Source organism: Oceanobacillus limi, from assembly GCF_900111445.1.
GTDB lineage: Bacteria > Bacillota > Bacilli > Bacillales > Amphibacillaceae > Ornithinibacillus > Ornithinibacillus limi.
Window position 1 is genome coordinate 245,134 of record NZ_FOHE01000003.1, and the last position, 16,581, is coordinate 261,714.

At 38.7% G+C, this 16,581-nt stretch carries 16 protein-coding genes; 11 read left to right on the forward strand and 5 right to left on the reverse strand.

The features are described from left to right. The first annotated feature begins 11 nt into the window (after positions 1-11). From BMX40_RS05340 to BMX40_RS05375, 8 genes are all read left to right on the forward strand, one after another. Positions 12-1,049, forward strand: coding sequence for an ABC transporter ATP-binding protein (locus BMX40_RS05340; protein WP_090867594.1), 1,038 nt, complete (start codon positions 12-14; stop codon positions 1,047-1,049). Further along, complete coding sequence (locus BMX40_RS05345; protein WP_090867596.1) at positions 1,027-1,986, forward strand: ABC transporter ATP-binding protein; 960 nt, start codon at positions 1,027-1,029, stop codon at positions 1,984-1,986. Before BMX40_RS05340 ends, BMX40_RS05345 begins: the two co-directional genes overlap by 23 nt. Before the next feature lie 172 nt (positions 1,987-2,158). Then, positions 2,159-3,319, forward strand: coding sequence for a M20 peptidase aminoacylase family protein (locus BMX40_RS05350; protein ID WP_090867598.1), 1,161 nt, complete (start codon positions 2,159-2,161; stop codon positions 3,317-3,319). Between the two features lie 12 nt (positions 3,320-3,331). Beyond that, positions 3,332-4,117 (forward strand): GNAT family N-acetyltransferase, encoded by a 786-nt coding sequence (locus BMX40_RS05355; protein ID WP_090867600.1) that lies wholly within the window; start codon positions 3,332-3,334, stop codon positions 4,115-4,117. Between the two features lie 15 nt (positions 4,118-4,132). Further along, positions 4,133-5,248, forward strand: coding sequence for an o-succinylbenzoate synthase (gene menC / locus BMX40_RS05360; protein ID WP_170840668.1), 1,116 nt, complete (start codon positions 4,133-4,135; stop codon positions 5,246-5,248). Positions 5,249-5,332: 84 nt separating this feature from the next. Next, entirely contained in the window at positions 5,333-5,728 is a 396-nt protein-coding gene (gene panD / locus BMX40_RS05365) for an aspartate 1-decarboxylase (RefSeq protein WP_090867602.1), read from the forward strand. 156 nt (positions 5,729-5,884) lie between these two features. Beyond that, positions 5,885-6,514, forward strand: coding sequence for a cyclic di-AMP binding protein CbpA (gene cbpA, locus BMX40_RS05370; protein ID WP_090867604.1), 630 nt, complete (start codon positions 5,885-5,887; stop codon positions 6,512-6,514). A gap of 150 nt (positions 6,515-6,664) precedes the next feature. Next, complete coding sequence (locus tag BMX40_RS05375; RefSeq protein ID WP_090867606.1) at positions 6,665-7,957, forward strand: methyl-accepting chemotaxis protein; 1,293 nt, start codon at positions 6,665-6,667, stop codon at positions 7,955-7,957. A 67-nt stretch (positions 7,958-8,024) separates the two neighbouring features. On the opposite strand, the gene BMX40_RS05380 is transcribed toward BMX40_RS05375, so the two are convergent. From BMX40_RS05380 to BMX40_RS05390, 3 genes are all read right to left on the reverse strand, one after another. Continuing rightward, a complete protein-coding gene (locus BMX40_RS05380) occupies positions 8,025-9,083 on the reverse strand; it encodes an N-acetylmuramoyl-L-alanine amidase family protein (protein WP_090867608.1) in 1,059 nt (352 codons plus the stop codon). Between the two features lie 340 nt (positions 9,084-9,423). Beyond that, positions 9,424-9,990 (reverse strand): GTP cyclohydrolase I FolE, encoded by a 567-nt coding sequence (gene folE, locus BMX40_RS05385; RefSeq protein WP_090867610.1) that lies wholly within the window; start codon positions 9,988-9,990, stop codon positions 9,424-9,426. 10 nt (positions 9,991-10,000) lie between these two features. Beyond that, positions 10,001-10,945, reverse strand: coding sequence for an NAD(P)/FAD-dependent oxidoreductase (locus BMX40_RS05390; protein ID WP_090867612.1), 945 nt, complete (start codon positions 10,943-10,945; stop codon positions 10,001-10,003). A 407-nt stretch (positions 10,946-11,352) separates the two neighbouring features. Between BMX40_RS05390 and BMX40_RS05395 the strand changes: the two genes are divergently transcribed. From BMX40_RS05395 to glpX, 3 genes are all read left to right on the forward strand, one after another. Beyond that, positions 11,353-12,417 carry an AbrB family transcriptional regulator gene (locus tag BMX40_RS05395; RefSeq protein ID WP_090867614.1) on the forward strand — a complete coding sequence of 355 codons (1,065 nt, stop codon included), beginning with the start codon at positions 11,353-11,355 and terminating at the stop codon, positions 12,415-12,417. Between the two features lie 137 nt (positions 12,418-12,554). Next, positions 12,555-13,268: a zinc ribbon domain-containing protein gene (locus tag BMX40_RS05400; protein WP_090867616.1), complete on the forward strand. Its 714-nt coding sequence runs from the start codon at positions 12,555-12,557 to the stop codon at positions 13,266-13,268. Positions 13,269-13,560: 292 nt separating this feature from the next. Then, on the forward strand, positions 13,561-14,502 hold the full coding sequence (gene glpX / locus BMX40_RS05405) for a class II fructose-bisphosphatase (RefSeq protein ID WP_090867618.1): 942 nt from the start codon (positions 13,561-13,563) through the stop codon (positions 14,500-14,502). Between the two features lie 70 nt (positions 14,503-14,572). On the opposite strand, the gene BMX40_RS05410 is transcribed toward glpX, so the two are convergent. Together BMX40_RS05410 and hpaB are read right to left on the reverse strand one after the other, a co-directional pair. Further along, on the reverse strand, positions 14,573-14,905 hold the full coding sequence (locus BMX40_RS05410) for a CHY zinc finger protein (protein ID WP_342028668.1): 333 nt from the start codon (positions 14,903-14,905) through the stop codon (positions 14,573-14,575). An 87-nt stretch (positions 14,906-14,992) separates the two neighbouring features. Continuing rightward, positions 14,993-16,402 carry a 4-hydroxyphenylacetate 3-monooxygenase, oxygenase component gene (gene hpaB, locus BMX40_RS05415; RefSeq protein WP_090867622.1) on the reverse strand — a complete coding sequence of 470 codons (1,410 nt, stop codon included), beginning with the start codon at positions 16,400-16,402 and terminating at the stop codon, positions 14,993-14,995. Between the last annotated feature and the right edge of the window lie 179 nt (positions 16,403-16,581).

Genomic DNA, 16,581 nt, shown 5'->3' on the forward strand with positions numbered 1-16,581 from the left:
GGAGGACAACCATGACTGATGCGATTTTATCCGTTGAAAATTTAGACGTATCTTTCCAGTCACACAATGGCCTAATCCGAGCGGTGCGTGGTGTTAATTTTGACCTGAAGAAGGGAGAAACACTAGCCATTGTTGGGGAATCTGGTTCCGGTAAGTCTGTAACAGCAAAAAGCATTATGCAGTTGCTACCGAAAAAGACTACGGTTATTAATAACGGTTCCATTGTTTATGAAGGAGAAGATCTTTTAACATACAATAAAAAAGAAATAGAAAAAATTCGTGGGTCGGAAATATCGATGGTTTTCCAGGATCCGATGACTTCTTTGAATCCTACGATGAAAATTGGAAAACAAGTGATGGAAGGAATTATAAAGCATCAAGATGTAAGTAAAAAAGAAGCAATCACAAAAGCAAAGGAATTGCTCGAGTTAGTAGGAATTCCCAATGCTGAGGATCGGATGAGTTCCTATCCGCATGAATTTTCTGGAGGAATGAGGCAACGGGTTGTTATCGCGATGGCTTTAGCCTGTGATCCGAAAGTTTTGATTGCAGATGAGCCGACTACTGCACTTGATGTAACGATCCAGGCACAAATACTAGATTTGATGAAAGATATCCAGAAGAAAACCGGAACATCTATTTTGATTATTACCCATGACCTTGGTGTCGTTGTGAATATGGCACAGCGTATTGCGGTAATGTACGCGGGGCAAATTGTAGAAACGGGAACATTGGAGGAGTTGTTCTATGAATCGAATCACCCCTATACATGGGGGTTGTTGCAGTCGATGCCAAAATTACACCAGGATCGATCGGTACCACTTATTCCAATTTCAGGATCACCACCAGATGTAAGTCAGTTGCATGATGGGTGCCCGTTTGCTGCTCGTTGTCCATATGTGATGAAGGTATGTCATAGCCATATGCCAGATCAATCGAAGCTTTCTGAAACTCATTCTGTTGCTTGTTGGTTGCAGGATGAACGAGCTCCTCGTGTTGAAAAGCCTGACCTAGGAGGGGAAACAGTTGATAGAACAGAAACTAGTTGAAGTTAAAAACCTAAAAAAGCATTTTAAAGTGGGCAAAAAACAGCTGAAAGCCGTCGATGATGTGACGTTTGATATTTATGAAGGAGAAACATTAGGGCTTGTGGGCGAATCGGGTTGTGGAAAATCAACGATTGGGAGAACCATACTTAACCTCTATCACGCATCAGGTGGGGATGTGCTGTACAAAGGGAAAAATCTACAGGAAAAGTTAACTCCTAAGGAAGAAAAGCAGTATCAAGAAAAAATGCAAATGATTTTCCAAGATCCCTATTCTTCATTAGACCCAAGATCTACCGTTTTAGACATTGTTAGTGAAGGATTGCGGATTCACCGTCCCAAGATGATGAAAAAAGAGCTGAGTGAACGAGTTTATGAGTTACTAGAATTAGTAGGACTTTCGAAAAATCATGCCAAACGCTATCCGCATGAATTTAGTGGTGGGCAAAGGCAACGGATTGGAATTGCTCGTTCCTTGGCAGTGAATCCAGAATTTATTATAGCGGACGAGCCTATTGCAGCCTTGGATGTTTCTATCCAAGCACAGGTAGTTAATCTATTAAAAGAGCTGCAACGAGATCGAGGGTTAACGTATTTATTCATTGCACATGATCTATCGATGGTAAAATATATTAGTGATCGGGTTGCGGTCATGTATTTAGGGAAAATGGTGGAGCTGACGACAAGTGAGGAATTGTATCAAGATCCATTGCATCCGTATACGAAGGCGCTGATGTCTGCTGTTCCGATACCGGATCCTCGTATTGAGCAGCAACGGGAGCGAATTATCCTTACAGGGGATCTACCTAGTCCAATGAATCCTCCAAGTGGGTGCAGCTTCCGTACTAGGTGTCCGTTAGCTAAAGATATTTGTGCAGAAGTAGCGCCGGAGTGGAAAGAAGTGAAAAAAGGACACCATGTTGCGTGTCACCTTTATTAGGGGAAGGTGAGGAGTGCAGAAGGTTTCCAATGCAAGAATGAATCCAAATCTGCTATCATATATACAAACACAGAACAAAGTTGTTAGATTCATAATCTAACAGCTTTTTCTTTAGACCGTGTTGGAGGAGAGAAGGTGCCAGGCACCGACAAACAGAAAGGGGTTTTCAATGATGACAACGAATTCGGGAGAAAAACAATCGGTGCCTGGCACCGATTGGGGCACCGATTGGGAAGATGTATTTCACCATTTGCACCGGAATCCTGAGGTGAGTTGGGAGGAGTATGGTACTACGGAATATATTCGTGGGTTGTTTGAGGGTTGTGATGATTGTACGATCACGACGTTTGAGGATAGTCCTGGTTTGGTAATTGAGGTTGGAAGTGGGAAGCCGGTTGTTGCATTACGAGCGGATATGGATGCTTTATGGCAGGAGGTAGATGGTACTTTTCAAGCTAATCATTCTTGTGGCCATGATGCCCATATGACAATTGCCATCGAAACGTTACGCAACCTATTAGCTTCAAATCTTTCGAGTAATCTAGGAACCTATCGATTTATTTTCCAACCAGCAGAGGAAAAAGGTACGGGTGCATTGGCATATGTAGAAAAAGGAATTGTGGATGATGTTGACTTTTTATATGGCATGCATTTACGCCCTATTCAAGAACTTGCCCATGGCCAATTTGCACCAGCCATTCAGCATGGCGCTGCGCGTTTTCTTAAAGGAACGATACGTGGAGAGGATGCTCATGGAGCTAGACCACACTTGAATGCAAATGCCATTCAGGTTGGCAGTGAGCTTGTCCAGCAGTTAAATAATATTCATTTGGATCCGATGATACCGTATACCGTGAAAATGACGAAGTTCCATGCCGGTGGAGATAGTGCCAATATCATACCTGGAAGTGCGTCATTTTCATTGGATGTACGTGCACAAACAAATGAGGTCATGGCTGCATTAACCGATAAAATTGAAAACGTAGCAAAAATGCTTGCCGATTATCATGGAGTGGAAATTGACTTAGAGATCGGTGCCAATATAGCGGCAGCGGTGATTAACGATGAGGCAATCTCCAACATGGAAAAGTCGATTAAAGATTCGGTTGGAGAATCGAAATTAGCTCCAATGATTACAACAACTGGTGGCGATGACTTTCATTTTTATACGATTAAACGTCCGGATCTTAAAGCAACGATGCTTGCGATTGGTTGTGATCTTAAGCCTGGCCTTCACCATCCGAATATGACGTTTAAACATGAAGCTATTCCAGAAGCTGCGCAAGTTTTAACGCAAGCTCTCATCCATACAGCAGAGAATTTTTCATCATAAGGGGGAAGTACAGTGGGAATACAGATCAGAAGACTAACAACGATAGAAGAATTATATCAAATGGCAGAAGTGGAGGAAGCAGTATGGGTGGCACCTCCGACTCCAATCCATCAAACCTATACAGCTTCCTATAATGGCGGACTCATGCTTGGGGCTTTTGATGGCGATAAAATGATTGGTTTTCAGTATAGCTTTGCAGGATTTGATGGAAAAAAACCATACCTTTGCTCGCATATGCTTGGAATTTTACCAGCGTACCGTGGCAGGGGGCTTGGCGTGAAAATGAAACAAAAACAAGCTGAGGTTGCACGAGAAATGGGCTATGAAATGATGACCTGGACATTTGATCCACTGGAGAGTTTAAATGCTTATCTTAATTTACACAAGCTAGGCGGGGTTGGTGCTGCCTATAAAGTGAATCATTATGGAATGATGGATGATGGGTTAAATACTGGCTTGCCGACCGATCGAATTCAAATTGAGTGGTGGTTTAATGAAGAAAATCTATCGTACGACGCTGATGCGTTAGCTGAAGAGAACTTGCTGCTTGAAGTTAACTCCAAAGGGGAGCCGGTAAAAACAAAACATTTTACCGATAAATTAGACCATGAAAAAGATTTCTGGTTTGTAGCGGTTCCTTCCAGTTTTCAGCAATTGAAAAAACGTAATCAGGAGCTTGCTATTGTCTGGCGGTATGAAACGAGAGAGGTATTTCAAGCCCTTTTTCATCATGGATATAAAGCAACGGATTTGGTACGTCATGAAGGGGCAAGCTATTATTACTTTACAAAAAAATAGGTGGGGGAACGAAAAATGGCAATTCCAATGGAAAAGTTAATTATTCGTCGGTTAAAAATGCGTTTGAATGACCCTTTTACAACTAGCTTTGGAACGATGCAGGAAAAGGAGTTTTTCATTTCGGAAATAGTTGACCGTAATGGGAATCGCGGATTTGGTGAGTCGGTAGCATTTACGGCTCCGTGGTATAGTGAAGAGTCGGTCGAGACCAACCGGCATATTATAGAGGATTTTTTAATTGATTTGTTACGAGAAAACAAGGTGGAGCATCCAGATGATGTATTAAAGATATTTTCTTCGATTCGTGGAAATAACATGGCAAAGTCAACGTTAGAAGGGGCCGTTTGGGATTTATATGCCAAACGCGAAGATGTCTCCTTGGCCAAGTTATTAGGTGGAGAAAAAAATCGCATTGATGTTGGGATTAGTATTGGAATTCAATCAACTGTGGAGGATTTGTTGCAAACAATTGAGTATTATGTGCGGGAAGGCTACAAACGCATAAAATTGAAAATAAAGCCAGGCTGGGACCTAGATGTGTTACGAGAAGTGCGAAAAAAATTTCCAGAAACACCAATCATGGCTGATGCTAATTCCGCCTATACGTTAGATGACTTGGATCATTTGAAAAAATTAGACGATTATAACTTAATGATGATTGAGCAACCTCTAGCACATGATGATATTATTGATCATGCCAAGCTGCAAAACGAAATGGAAACACCAATTTGCTTGGATGAAAGTATTCATTCCCTATCCGATGCAAAAAAAGCAGTTGAGTTAGGAAGCTGTAAGATCATTAATATTAAAATTGGTCGTGTTGGTGGGATCAGTGAGGCTAAGCGAATTCATGACTTTTGCAAAGAACAGGGTGTAGATGCTTGGTGTGGAGGGATGTTGGAAGCGGGAGTTGGTCGTGCTCATAACATCGCACTTACAACATTGCCACAGTTTACCATGCCAGGTGACACAGCTGGTTCCTCCCGTTATTGGGAAAAGGATATTATCAAACCAGAGGTTGTCGTCCAAGACGGTGTCATTCACGTACCGAATAAACCTGGAATTGGATATGAAATCGACGACAATGCCTTAGAAACATACACCATCGAAAAGAAAGAATATAAACTATAAAAGGTGCCAGGCACCTTTTTTGATTCATTTTATTCTTTATTTTATACTATATTCTGAATTAACTTAGTTGGGGAGGCTTTTTTTATGCAGCGTTTGATGTGTAAGGGGAAGATACATAGGGCTACAGTCACGGAGGCTGAGCTTGACTATGTAGGGAGTATCACGATTGATTATAAGTTGATGAAAGAAGCGGATATAAAACCGTATGAAATGGTTCAAATTACAAGCCTAAAGAATGCAACAAGATGGAAAACATATGCGATTCCAGCTCCAGAATGTTCACAGCGTATTTGTTTGAATGGACCACCAGCACATCTATTTTCTCCTGGAGATATTGTGATTATCTTAAGTCTTGGATTAATGTCGGATGATGAAATTGAAGAGTTAAAACCAAGAGTTGTATTTGTTGATGAAAATAATGAGATTACCAGTGTGGAAGAGCATGATTTACACTGGCCAGAGGGTACAGAAGTTTCATAATGTGTTTGTTTTATAGCACACTCTTTTACGTCCGTAAGAGAGTGTGCTATTTTTGTTAGATCCATTACTTGGTTGCTATTTAGGAGGAAATATAGGAAAATAAGATGAAGGACAATCGTTTGGAAATTGTTCACTATAAAAGTAGGGGGTATTAAAATGCTAGTCAAAAACGATTATGTAAATAAGCAAGATGTAGTGTTTGTGAAGGAAAATGACAGCATGAAGGACGTAATGGACAAACTGGAGGAATCTGGTTATCGATGTATCCCTGTTTTAGATGAAAACGAAATGAAGTATGTTGGAAACATTTATAAAGTAGACTTGCTGGAATATGAGATAGATCATTCGCTAGTAGGTAATCTAGAAGAATTAATTACTGATCGAGAAGAAAGCTTTGTAAAGGAAGATGATCCATTCTTTAAAGTTTTTTCTTCTATTAAAAAGCTACCATTCTTAGCGGTGGTTGGCGAGAGTAAAGAGTTTTTAGGAATTTTAACAAATGGAAATGTGATACAAGTATTAGAAAATGCATGGGGCGTTCATAATGGTAGTTACTCTCTTACGGTTGGAACGATTGAGTATGCCGGAGCATTGCAAAAAATGTTAAAAGTAATAAACAAGCATTGTAATGTACAAAGTATCATTTCCCTTAATAATAATTCAAAATATGTAAGACGAGTTTGTGTTGTTCTACCTAAAGAAGTAGATGAAAAACTTGCGAAAAAGATTGAAGCAGACCTAGACAAAAATAACTTTACCGTAACAGATATTGAGAAATTAAATTAACTTTTTTGGTACCATTTTTTGGTGCCAGGCACCTGTCGATATTCGACAAGTGCCTGGCACCTTTTTTGTAAATTTATGTTTAATTTATGAAGAATTTGGGTATATATTCTTATTCACCAGTTTTATTCAAAACAACAGGAGGTACAGCGTATGGAGTTGACAACAAAGGGAATTAGTTTTATCAGATCTATTAAATTTAAGTTATTAATCATCGTAATCATTAGTAGTGCCATTGGATCACCAATTGCAGGGGGGATTAATGCTTTATTAACGGATTACGGCATCTTACACAGTGGGATTTCTACCATGATAACATTTCTAGTGAATATACTAACAATCCCTGTGCTTGTGATTGTTTTTACTCACTTTTTTATTATCAAGAGAATCAAGATTATTAATGAAAATTTAGCAGCATTGGACAAGGGAAATTTTGAAATAGAATTTCACGATAATTGGAATGATGAAATTAGTCTATTATCACGTAATATTGAACTACTTGCAACTAACCTAGAAAAGTTTATTACGTCCTCTCAGGATCAATCAACAATTGTTTATAATCAATCAAAAGGTTTTAAAACTTCTTTTGATTTCTTAACAGACAAAAATAATCAACAGAATGATTTATTAAGTAAAATAAATCAGAGTAACGAAAATATCACGAAAACCTTTGAAAATAATAGTGCTATTCTACAGGAAATAACAACTGCTATTGAAAATACATCGCTTTCGGTTCAAAAAATTAATAATCGTACAACCGAATCGAGTCAATATGCAACCCAAAGTCAACAAGCGTTAAATAACATATCTGGCCAAATTCAACGTATCCAAGATGGGTCGACGCATACTGCAACACTGAACAAAGGATTAGATGAAAAAGCAAGCGAAATTGAAGAAGTTGTGATTATGATTAAAGATATAGCCGATCAAACGAATTTATTAGCTTTAAATGCCAGTATTGAGGCTGCAAGAGCTGGAGAACACGGAAAAGGTTTCTCCATCGTCGCGGAAGAAGTCCGCAAGCTTGCAGAACATTCAATCGATGCGAGTGGTAAAATCGGTACTACGATTAATGCAATTCAACAAGATGTTCAGACGGTAGTTGAATCCATGAAAGATGATCGTGAAGAAATAAATGACGGTGTTCATTTATTCTCATCCGTTCATGAGAAGATTGAAAAAGTATTGAATCAGTTAAAAGGTTACTCTAAAGAGGTCGATCATATATCAACTACTATGGAGGAGGTTACAGCGAGCAGCCAAGAGATTGCTGCCCATACCGAACAATCCAAACAAAAAATCACGGACAACAATGAAACATTTGATCTGTATCAAAATATCCAACAAGAAGTAGATGGTATCATTGCAGACGGCCTACAAGAAATCAATGTACTACTCAATAATGCCGAAAAACTAGATGATAGAATAGAAGATAAAGCTTCCTAACCTTTTTGGGGTGCCTTTGGGGTGCCAGGCACCTGTCGATTTTCGACAAGTGCCTGGCACCTATCATTTATTCAAAGTATTTGATTAGTCCATCGGTTAGTGCTTGTGCGACTTGATTTTGGTAATTGTCTGTTTGGATCGTTGCTAGATTATCAGGATTTGTCATGAAGCCTAATTCTAGTAAAATGGATGGATTATTATTTTTACGTAATACTAGAAATCCTGCTTTCCTAATTCCACGGTCGTGCATATTTACATGCTGTACTAATGACGCATGAATCGTTTTTGACAATTCAAGACTTGTTTGGTCATTATAATAGTACGTGTTGACTCCATGCACATTTTTATCTTTGAAGTAGTCATAGTGCAGACTAATGAATGCGTCGGCATCTTTTGAATGACTTAAACTCACTCTATTATTTAGTGAAACAAATTCGTCATCACTTCTTGTGAGGTGTACTTCGGCACCGGCGTTTTCTAGGTGATTCATTACTTTTTGCGCAGTCGATAACGTCAACTTCTTTTCTATTATCTTTCCAACCTTTGCCCCGTTATCTTTCCCACCATGACCAGGGTCGATGACAATTTGTTTGCCATCTAATAAATCATCCGTTATTTCAATTGCATTTCCTGAAACCTTTTCATCTCTTTGTTCAAGGGTCTTTACATTTGTTTTTGATTGTTCATCAGATGGGGGCATATAAATAGGATGATTTTCCATGCTGTCTGAAAACGTATAATAATCTTGGGTGTAGTCTTCCTCGTTTTCCGTTTCGTTTGCCTTTTCCATTTCTTCCTGTTCACTTTCTGTTTGCTTGTCCTCTATTTCTTCTTTTTTCTCTTCTTCAATAAAAATTAAATAATTAGCAGATACCCAAACAGGTTCACCACTATAAAATGTTTTTACCCAGCCATCCTGCTCGTCAAATATTCTGAGTCGATCCCCTTCCTCAAGTTGACCTATTATTTTAGCCTCATGTGTTGGGCCTGTTCTCATGTTTAATTGCTCTGTATCTACTTCATATAGCTGTCCATCTTCTTCAGCGTTTGCTATTAAAGTAGGACCAAAAAAGAATATCGAAAATAAAACTCCGGTAACCAAAATACGATGAAATAACTTTTTCATTTTTTTCAAAACCTTTCTCGTAATTTAATAGTTTAATAGAAGGTTGTCCAAATCTGCTAGATTATAAACATAAAAAATTAAGATTCATAGATTTATCTCGTATATAGGTAGCAGGCACGACATAAGCGAGATCTGTCGCATAGTTAGCACTAACATGTCTTGTGCGTCGTAAGCCTCTCACTTCAAGGTGTTACAAAGAGGTAGGGGGAATTGAAAGTACCATTCGTTCATCTAACAAATGAAAAATCAATAAATGAAGATTTACTTCTTAGAATCGGGGGATTAGAAATAAAAAAAGGTGCCAGGCACTTGTCGAATTTCGACAAGTGCCTGGCACCGCTTATTGGTGGATGAGTGATAGGATTTCGGAGCGGGCTGCTGAGTCATTTTTAAGTGAACCACGTACTGCTGTTGTGACGGTCTTGGAGCCCGGTTTTTTGACTCCTCTCATGGTCATACACATATGTTCTGCCTCGATTACGACCATGATTCCGATTGGATCTACTGTTTCATCAATAGTATTTGCTAGTGTGGATGTCATGCGTTCTTGTATTTGCGGTCGCTTTGCCACAACCTCGAGTGCTTTTGCAAAGTTTCCTATACCGGTAACCCGACCATCTTTCGGGATATAAGCAAAATGGGCTTTCCCATAGAACGGAACAAGATGATGCTCACAAATGGAATGGAATGCAATATCTTTTACTAATACCAGCTCTTCATGGTCGTCGCAAAAAGAAGTCGAAAAGCATTCTTTAGGATCAGTATGCAAACCAGAAAATAGTTCTTCGTACATTTTAGCAACTCGCTCTGGTGTATCTAAAATTCCCTCTCGGCTTGTGTCTTCCCCGATGGCTTCAAGAATCATTTGGACGGCATTTTTTATTTTTTCGTTGTTCATTTTCTTCATGCTTAGCCTCCTAACACTTCGTAGTTAATCTATTTTTATCAAGAATGGCAATTTTTTTCGTAGCTTGCATCCCTTGTCCAACTGCAGTAGAAATGCTTGAATAAAGCGGTGAAGTACAAACATCACCAATGGCAAACACGTTATCTTTTGTTGTTTGTCCTAACTGATCAACTAAGATATAGCCATCATGATCTAGTTCTACTTCTTCCAAAATTAGATCGCTATTTGCTTTTGTACCGATGCGAATTAAAATCCCATCAACGTCCATTTGAGATAGAATGTTGTTTTGCTTAAATGCTATTCCGGTTACTTTTTCCCCGTTATCGTAAATGTGTTCCACATTTGCATTGGTAAGTACTGTTACGTTATTGTGAGCAATTGTAGCCTGCAATAAATCATCGCGCGCTCGAAAACGAGTAGACCGGTGGATGAGATAAATACGAGCTCCTTTACGAGCGAGATTATAAGCCCCTTCTAGTGCGCGATCCCCGCCTCCAACAATGGCCATTGTTTTGTTTTTAAATTTATGGCTGTCTTGACTTGTAGAAAATACTTCCCCTCTAGCGATCATTTCTTGTTCCCCAGGAATTCCTAGTTTACGTGGGGATGCACCGGTAGCGATTATTAAAAAATTAAAAGCTATTTTTTGTGTTTTTCCCTTTGATGTAACCATTACGGTTTGGTCCGTTAAGTTTACATCCGTACAATATGACTCTAACATGTAATCACAAGATAAGGAATTTAAATGAGTAGTGAATTTTTGTTGTAATTCTAGTCCATTACTTACTTGAAAACCAGGATAATCGATAATATTGTTTTTAATTTGATGTAATTGTCCACCTAATTCGGCTTTGGATTCGATAAGTAAGTGACTTAAATTTAACCTTTTACTCCAAATGGCTGCTGATATCCCAGCTGGTCCACCACCTAAAATTAATATGTTAACTTTTTTCATTGGATCACCTGTAGTTTATTAATAATACCGAAAATCCCTACTGTAAATTCAGTAGGGAGAATTGTCGACAGTGCTTCATTACTATAGTGGTACGTAAGATTGAGGTTTAGTAAAATGGAGGTTCTAGATAAGTAGCCCTACCATTCAACTTGAAGATCAGCTTATTTAAATCTGACATTTCCTACTAAAATTCTATTAAATAGACCTCAAAAGTAATAAGTCGAACATTGAAATTAACTGAATTATATAGCATTATACCCAAAAAGTAAAAAAATCTGTCTATTGGGTGCCTGGCACCGACAAAATTCGATAGGTGCCAGGCACCCAATTTGGTTCGTTTGGGGTGTGGGGGTATACTTAGGTGGAGGTTTTTATTGGTGATTGATTGTATTTGAAGGGGTTTTTATATGAGAATTGTGGAGACTTTTTTATTTGCACTAATTGGAGGGTACATTTTTTATTTGCTTCATTTTCCGTTGCCATGGGTGTTGGGGGCGTTAGTGTTTGTGATGCTTTGGCAAGGGTTTACCAAACGAAACGCAGTTGTACCGAATTCTATTAGAGATGGCGGGTTTATTGTTTTAGGTATTTATTTTGGGTTGTACTTTACTCGGGAGACATTTCATACGGTCATACCATATTTGCTGCCCTATATGTTGATGACATTTTTATTGATTTTAACGTGTGTCATGTTGGGTTCGGTTGTTTCCAAATGGACTTCGGTTGACCAAACAACAAGTGTTTTTTCGTTAATACCTGGTGGACTCTCAGAAATGGCCATTGCGAGTGAAGCATTAAAGGGGAATTCCTCTTTAGTTGTCATTTTTCAAACCGTCCGTTTAATTGCGGTTTTATTCCTAATTCCCCCAGTAATGACTTTTATATTTAGCGCGGGAGATGGTAGTCAAACAGCAGGAGTTCAAGCAGCTATAGCTGGAAATCATCATGCGTGGTGGAGTTATTTCTTGTTTCTTTTACCGATCATTGCAGCGGTTCTTATCCGTGATAAAATTCCAGCTGGTATCATAATTGGAGCTCTAGGGGTTACAGCAATAATAAATGTCAGTCCGCTTGAGCTTGCTTCTGTTCCCTCGGTTGTCATGAATGGCGCCCAAGTAGCTGTCGGAGCGAGTCTGGGTAAGAAAATGATATTTGCTGATTTAAAACTAGGTGGAAAGTATATTTTTCTATACTTTGCCTTAGCGGTGACGGTTATTTGCATTTCATTTGGGTTAGGTGCATTGCTTGCTAATGTTACGACGTTAAACTATTCCACGGCAATTTTGTCTATTTCACCAGGCGGATTTTTTGAAATGGTATTGACTGCCTACAATATTGGCGGAGATCCCGCCGTTGTGAGTGCATTGCAGTTAGTCCGTATTTTGTTGATTGTTATTTGTGTACCCCCGGCTTTAAAATGGTGGTTTCAAAGGGATAAAAGGGCAGGAAAGGAAATAGTCCGTCAACATTAGATTTTGTAGTGACTGGATATTTCTATAATTTAATAAGTGCCAGGCACCGATTCGTTTAACAAATCTCTATCGACAGGTGCCAGGCACCTCTCTATGTTATAATTTCTTGTGTCGATTAGTGTACGGGAGGGATTGTTTTGAATTTTTGTACGCAGTGTGGAACCCGGTTAGAACATGGTTGGGTTTATTGTGGGAATTGTGGCGTGCTTTTACATAAAGATGGGATTGTAGATAACTTACGACAAAAAAGAGAGATGAAAGCTATTAGTAGTAATGATGTTGAAGAGGAGAGTTATTTTAATAAAGGAATAGCAAATTCATTACCCAAGACCGGTTCAAAGGGGAATAAAAACGTGGTTAAAGGAATAGTAGTTTTAGCTATTGTTTCTTTGTTTTTAATTTTTATCAATCTACCAAAAGAAATGTCGGAAGCAGAATATGCAGAATATGTGATAGATTTTATGGTAAACCAAGAAAAAGCATTTTCTGATTTTCATGCAGGCGCTGATGAAAAAGGGTTGTATGGTGGTGAATGGACGGAAGAATTTCACCAATTAGAGGAATCAGCTGAACAACTCCAACAGTATATTGAAAAGTCCCACGAACAATTACAAAATATTAAACCACCTGAAGGATTCCAAACGGACCATGAAGAAATGCTGCAAGTATCTTCAGCATATGAAACGGCAGCAACCAACCTAGTATCTTATATTGAAACAGGTGATATAGAACAAAGGGAACTCATGCACGAAAATCAAGGAAAAGCATATGAATTTTTTAATAACACGACTTTTTCCACACCAGAGTATGAGGATCAATTAATGGATAAATATTCAGAGGTCATGGAGTAGTGTTAGGTATTATTTAAAAAAGGTGCCAGGCACCTGTCGAGCATTCGACAAGTGCCTGGCACCTTTTTTTTGGGGGAGAATGATTAGTGTGTTGTATTCGTTTTCAATATGACATACTAATTATTGAAGTTAGTCTGATTCCAAAATAATATATGTTCTATTCTGCTAATTATAATATCATATTTGTCAAAATACAGTTTTATAGGTTATAATATTTAAAGATTTTAATGCGCACACATGATTGATATAACTTAAGGTGCAAAATGAATAAACATGAGGGAGATTTTACAGAGTGGAGCATTTACTTAATAATTTTGTAAACGTGACGGAAAAGGCTGCTGTGGCTACTTTGCCTTGGATAGGTAAAGGTAGGAAAGAAGATGCGGATCAGGCTGCTACTACTTCGATGAGAGAAAATTTAAAGCAAGTTGACATGCAAGGGAAAGTGGTTATTGGTGAAGGTGAGATAGATGAAGCACCAATGCTTTATATAGGAGAAGAAGTAGGTAATGGAGCGGGGATGACCGTCGATATTGCTGTTGATCCAATTGATGGGACTACGCCAGTCTCACAAGGTGAAAATAATGGGATCGCTGTTATTGCCGCGGCTCCTGGGGGAACGTTATTACATGCTCCAGATATGTATATGGAAAAGCTTGCTGTTGGACCAGAAGCAGCAGGAGTTATAGATATTGATGCTCCTTTAATTGAGAATTTATACCGGGTTGCACAAGCCAAAGGGAAAAAGATCTCAGAAATGAACGTCTTTGTTCAAGAAAGACCGAGGCATGAAGAAGCTGTTCGGGTTATGAGAGAGGCCGGTGCTAAGGTTCATTTATTTCGTGATGGAGATGTGCTTCGTGCAATTAGTCCAAGCATAGGAAATATGGATATGGATTTATTTTATAATATTGGTGGGGCACCAGAAGGGGTGCTTTCAGCAGTTGCCATTAAATGTCTTGGTGGAGAAATGCAAGCGAGATTGTCATTTAGAAATGAAACGGAGATGGAACGCTGTATAAAAATGGGGATAAAAAATCCAAGAGCAGCATTAAGACATCATGATTTAGTAGATTCAGATCAAGGAATTTTTGTTGCAACTGCTATTACGGAGACACTATTCTTAAACGGCGTACGTAATGATACGGAAGGCTTATTGACAGAAACCCTCGTCATCGATGGGACAACGAAGTCATGGAAGACCGTCGAAACCAATCATCTTGTAACAGTATAAAAAGAAACCCTCGGACAAATATATGTTCGAGGGTTTTAAATTTTCGACTAGTCAAAAAGGTGCCAGGCACCTACTGTATGTCGAAGTAGAGATGGTAATGAAGTTGACATCCTTCGTTAAAGTGTGAAGAACAGTTTAAACATTTGGTAGTTTGTAGGTATTGTTTAATCGTATGTTCGGTGCCACAAACACCACATAAAATTGCTTTTGTTGAGAATTCATGCTCTTTCCAGGTAATGATTTGGTGATTTTCAGCTGCTTCGTGACACTTGTAACATGGATAATACTTGTTGCAGCACTTGAATTTAATAGCGATAATGTCATTTATCGAATGGTAATGTTTACATCGTGTTTGCGCATCTACTAATTCCCCATAAACAAATTTCATCGCACTACTCCTCATAAAATATCACTGGTATTTTGATTTTACTATATTTGTTCTGAATAATATAGAATAACCATTTGTTAATATCAGGTGCCAGGCACCTAATTATTTTGTAGGTTTTATTTTATAGTTTTGGTATAGGTCGCTAGCTATTGTGCTTGGGTTTCCAAAGAAGTAACGCTCGTACTGCGTTTGTCTCGTTGCGAATGGGCTCATGGTTAAATCCCATGCTAGTCGAAAAAGCTTGATACGATCTTTTGCGTTATGTTTTGCACTTTGTAAATACTGGTCTAGATCTGTACGTATTTCGGATGAAAAATCTTCCTCAGTAGGTATGGTTACCATCCCACTTGCTCCAAGTAACTGAACAATTTCAATTAGCTTTGGATATACTTTTGGAAAGGTGCTGCTAGCAACTTGTAATGGAGCTAATTCAGGACTCATTAGGCCAAATTTATCTATTTTTGCATTTGTTTCTGCCTTTATAAGTAAGGATTTTAAGGTTTCAAGGGCAATAATAATCTCCGCCATTTTTTCTTGAACATGTGCATACCCACCAATGTCAATTGTCTGGACAATTCCTTCCGCTACACCTGCAACAAACTCTAATTTTACTATTTGTCTATTTAAAACTTGATGTAGGGCAAATGGTCGGAACGCGCTCTCTCTTAAGAAACGGTTGGTTATTTGTATATTATTATAAAAAAATACTCGCTCCCAAGGTACTGTGACATTGTCAAATACTACAATGGTGTCCATTTCTTCAAAACGTGAACTTAACGGATGATTGTAAGAATTAGAACCAAAGGTAAAAGACTCTCTACAAATGAAGCGTAGACCTTTTGTGTCACTAGGAATGGAAAAAGCAAAAGCATGACTGGGATCATTAATTCCACCAGGAGATAAAACAAGGATCTCATCTGTCATTCCACCTTGAGTGGCAAGAAGCCGTGCTCCTTTTATAACAATCCCTTCCATTGTTTCTTCTATTATTCTTGCTGCTATTGGTTCATTGGAGTCCTCTAAATAAAACGGGGAGCGATTAACTTGTGGGTTAATAAAAGTATGTGTAAATGATAGGTCTTGTTCCTGGGCTTGTTCATAAAATTGAACCAAGTGTTTTGGAAAGCAGTTTTCTTCTCCTTCTAGTAGACTTGCTGAAGCGGCTAATGCCATAAGTACAGTATTCATATAATCAGGACTTCTACCAAGCATACCGTGAGATGATTTCGCCCATTCCTTCATCATTTCACTTCGATGATGCAGGTCTGTTTTAGTAGTCGGTTTTTGGTAAGACCTTCCTACTCGATCACCAGTTTTAGGAGAGGGGTATGTCATAAATTCCATTGTGCTGGGTTGAAGTTGCATATCATAAAGTGCAGATTGACTTTGGATCGTCCCTTGATAAACAGGGTGTTCAGAAATCTTACCAGTTATTTTTTCTCCTTTATACCAAATTTCTGTCTTCATGGTATCTATCCGTTCAATATACTCTTTGCCCGTAATAGCAGGCATAGCATCCACCCCTAACAAAAAAATTCAAAACCTTATACCCTAATATATTTCGCCCACAAAAAAAATGTTCCTAATCTCTAATCGGTGCCAGGCACCGACAAATTTCGACAATACTCGGGAGGTGACAGAGGCCTGTCGAAAGTGGTACATTAGTAACATGAGTTTTCGTAGAAGGACGG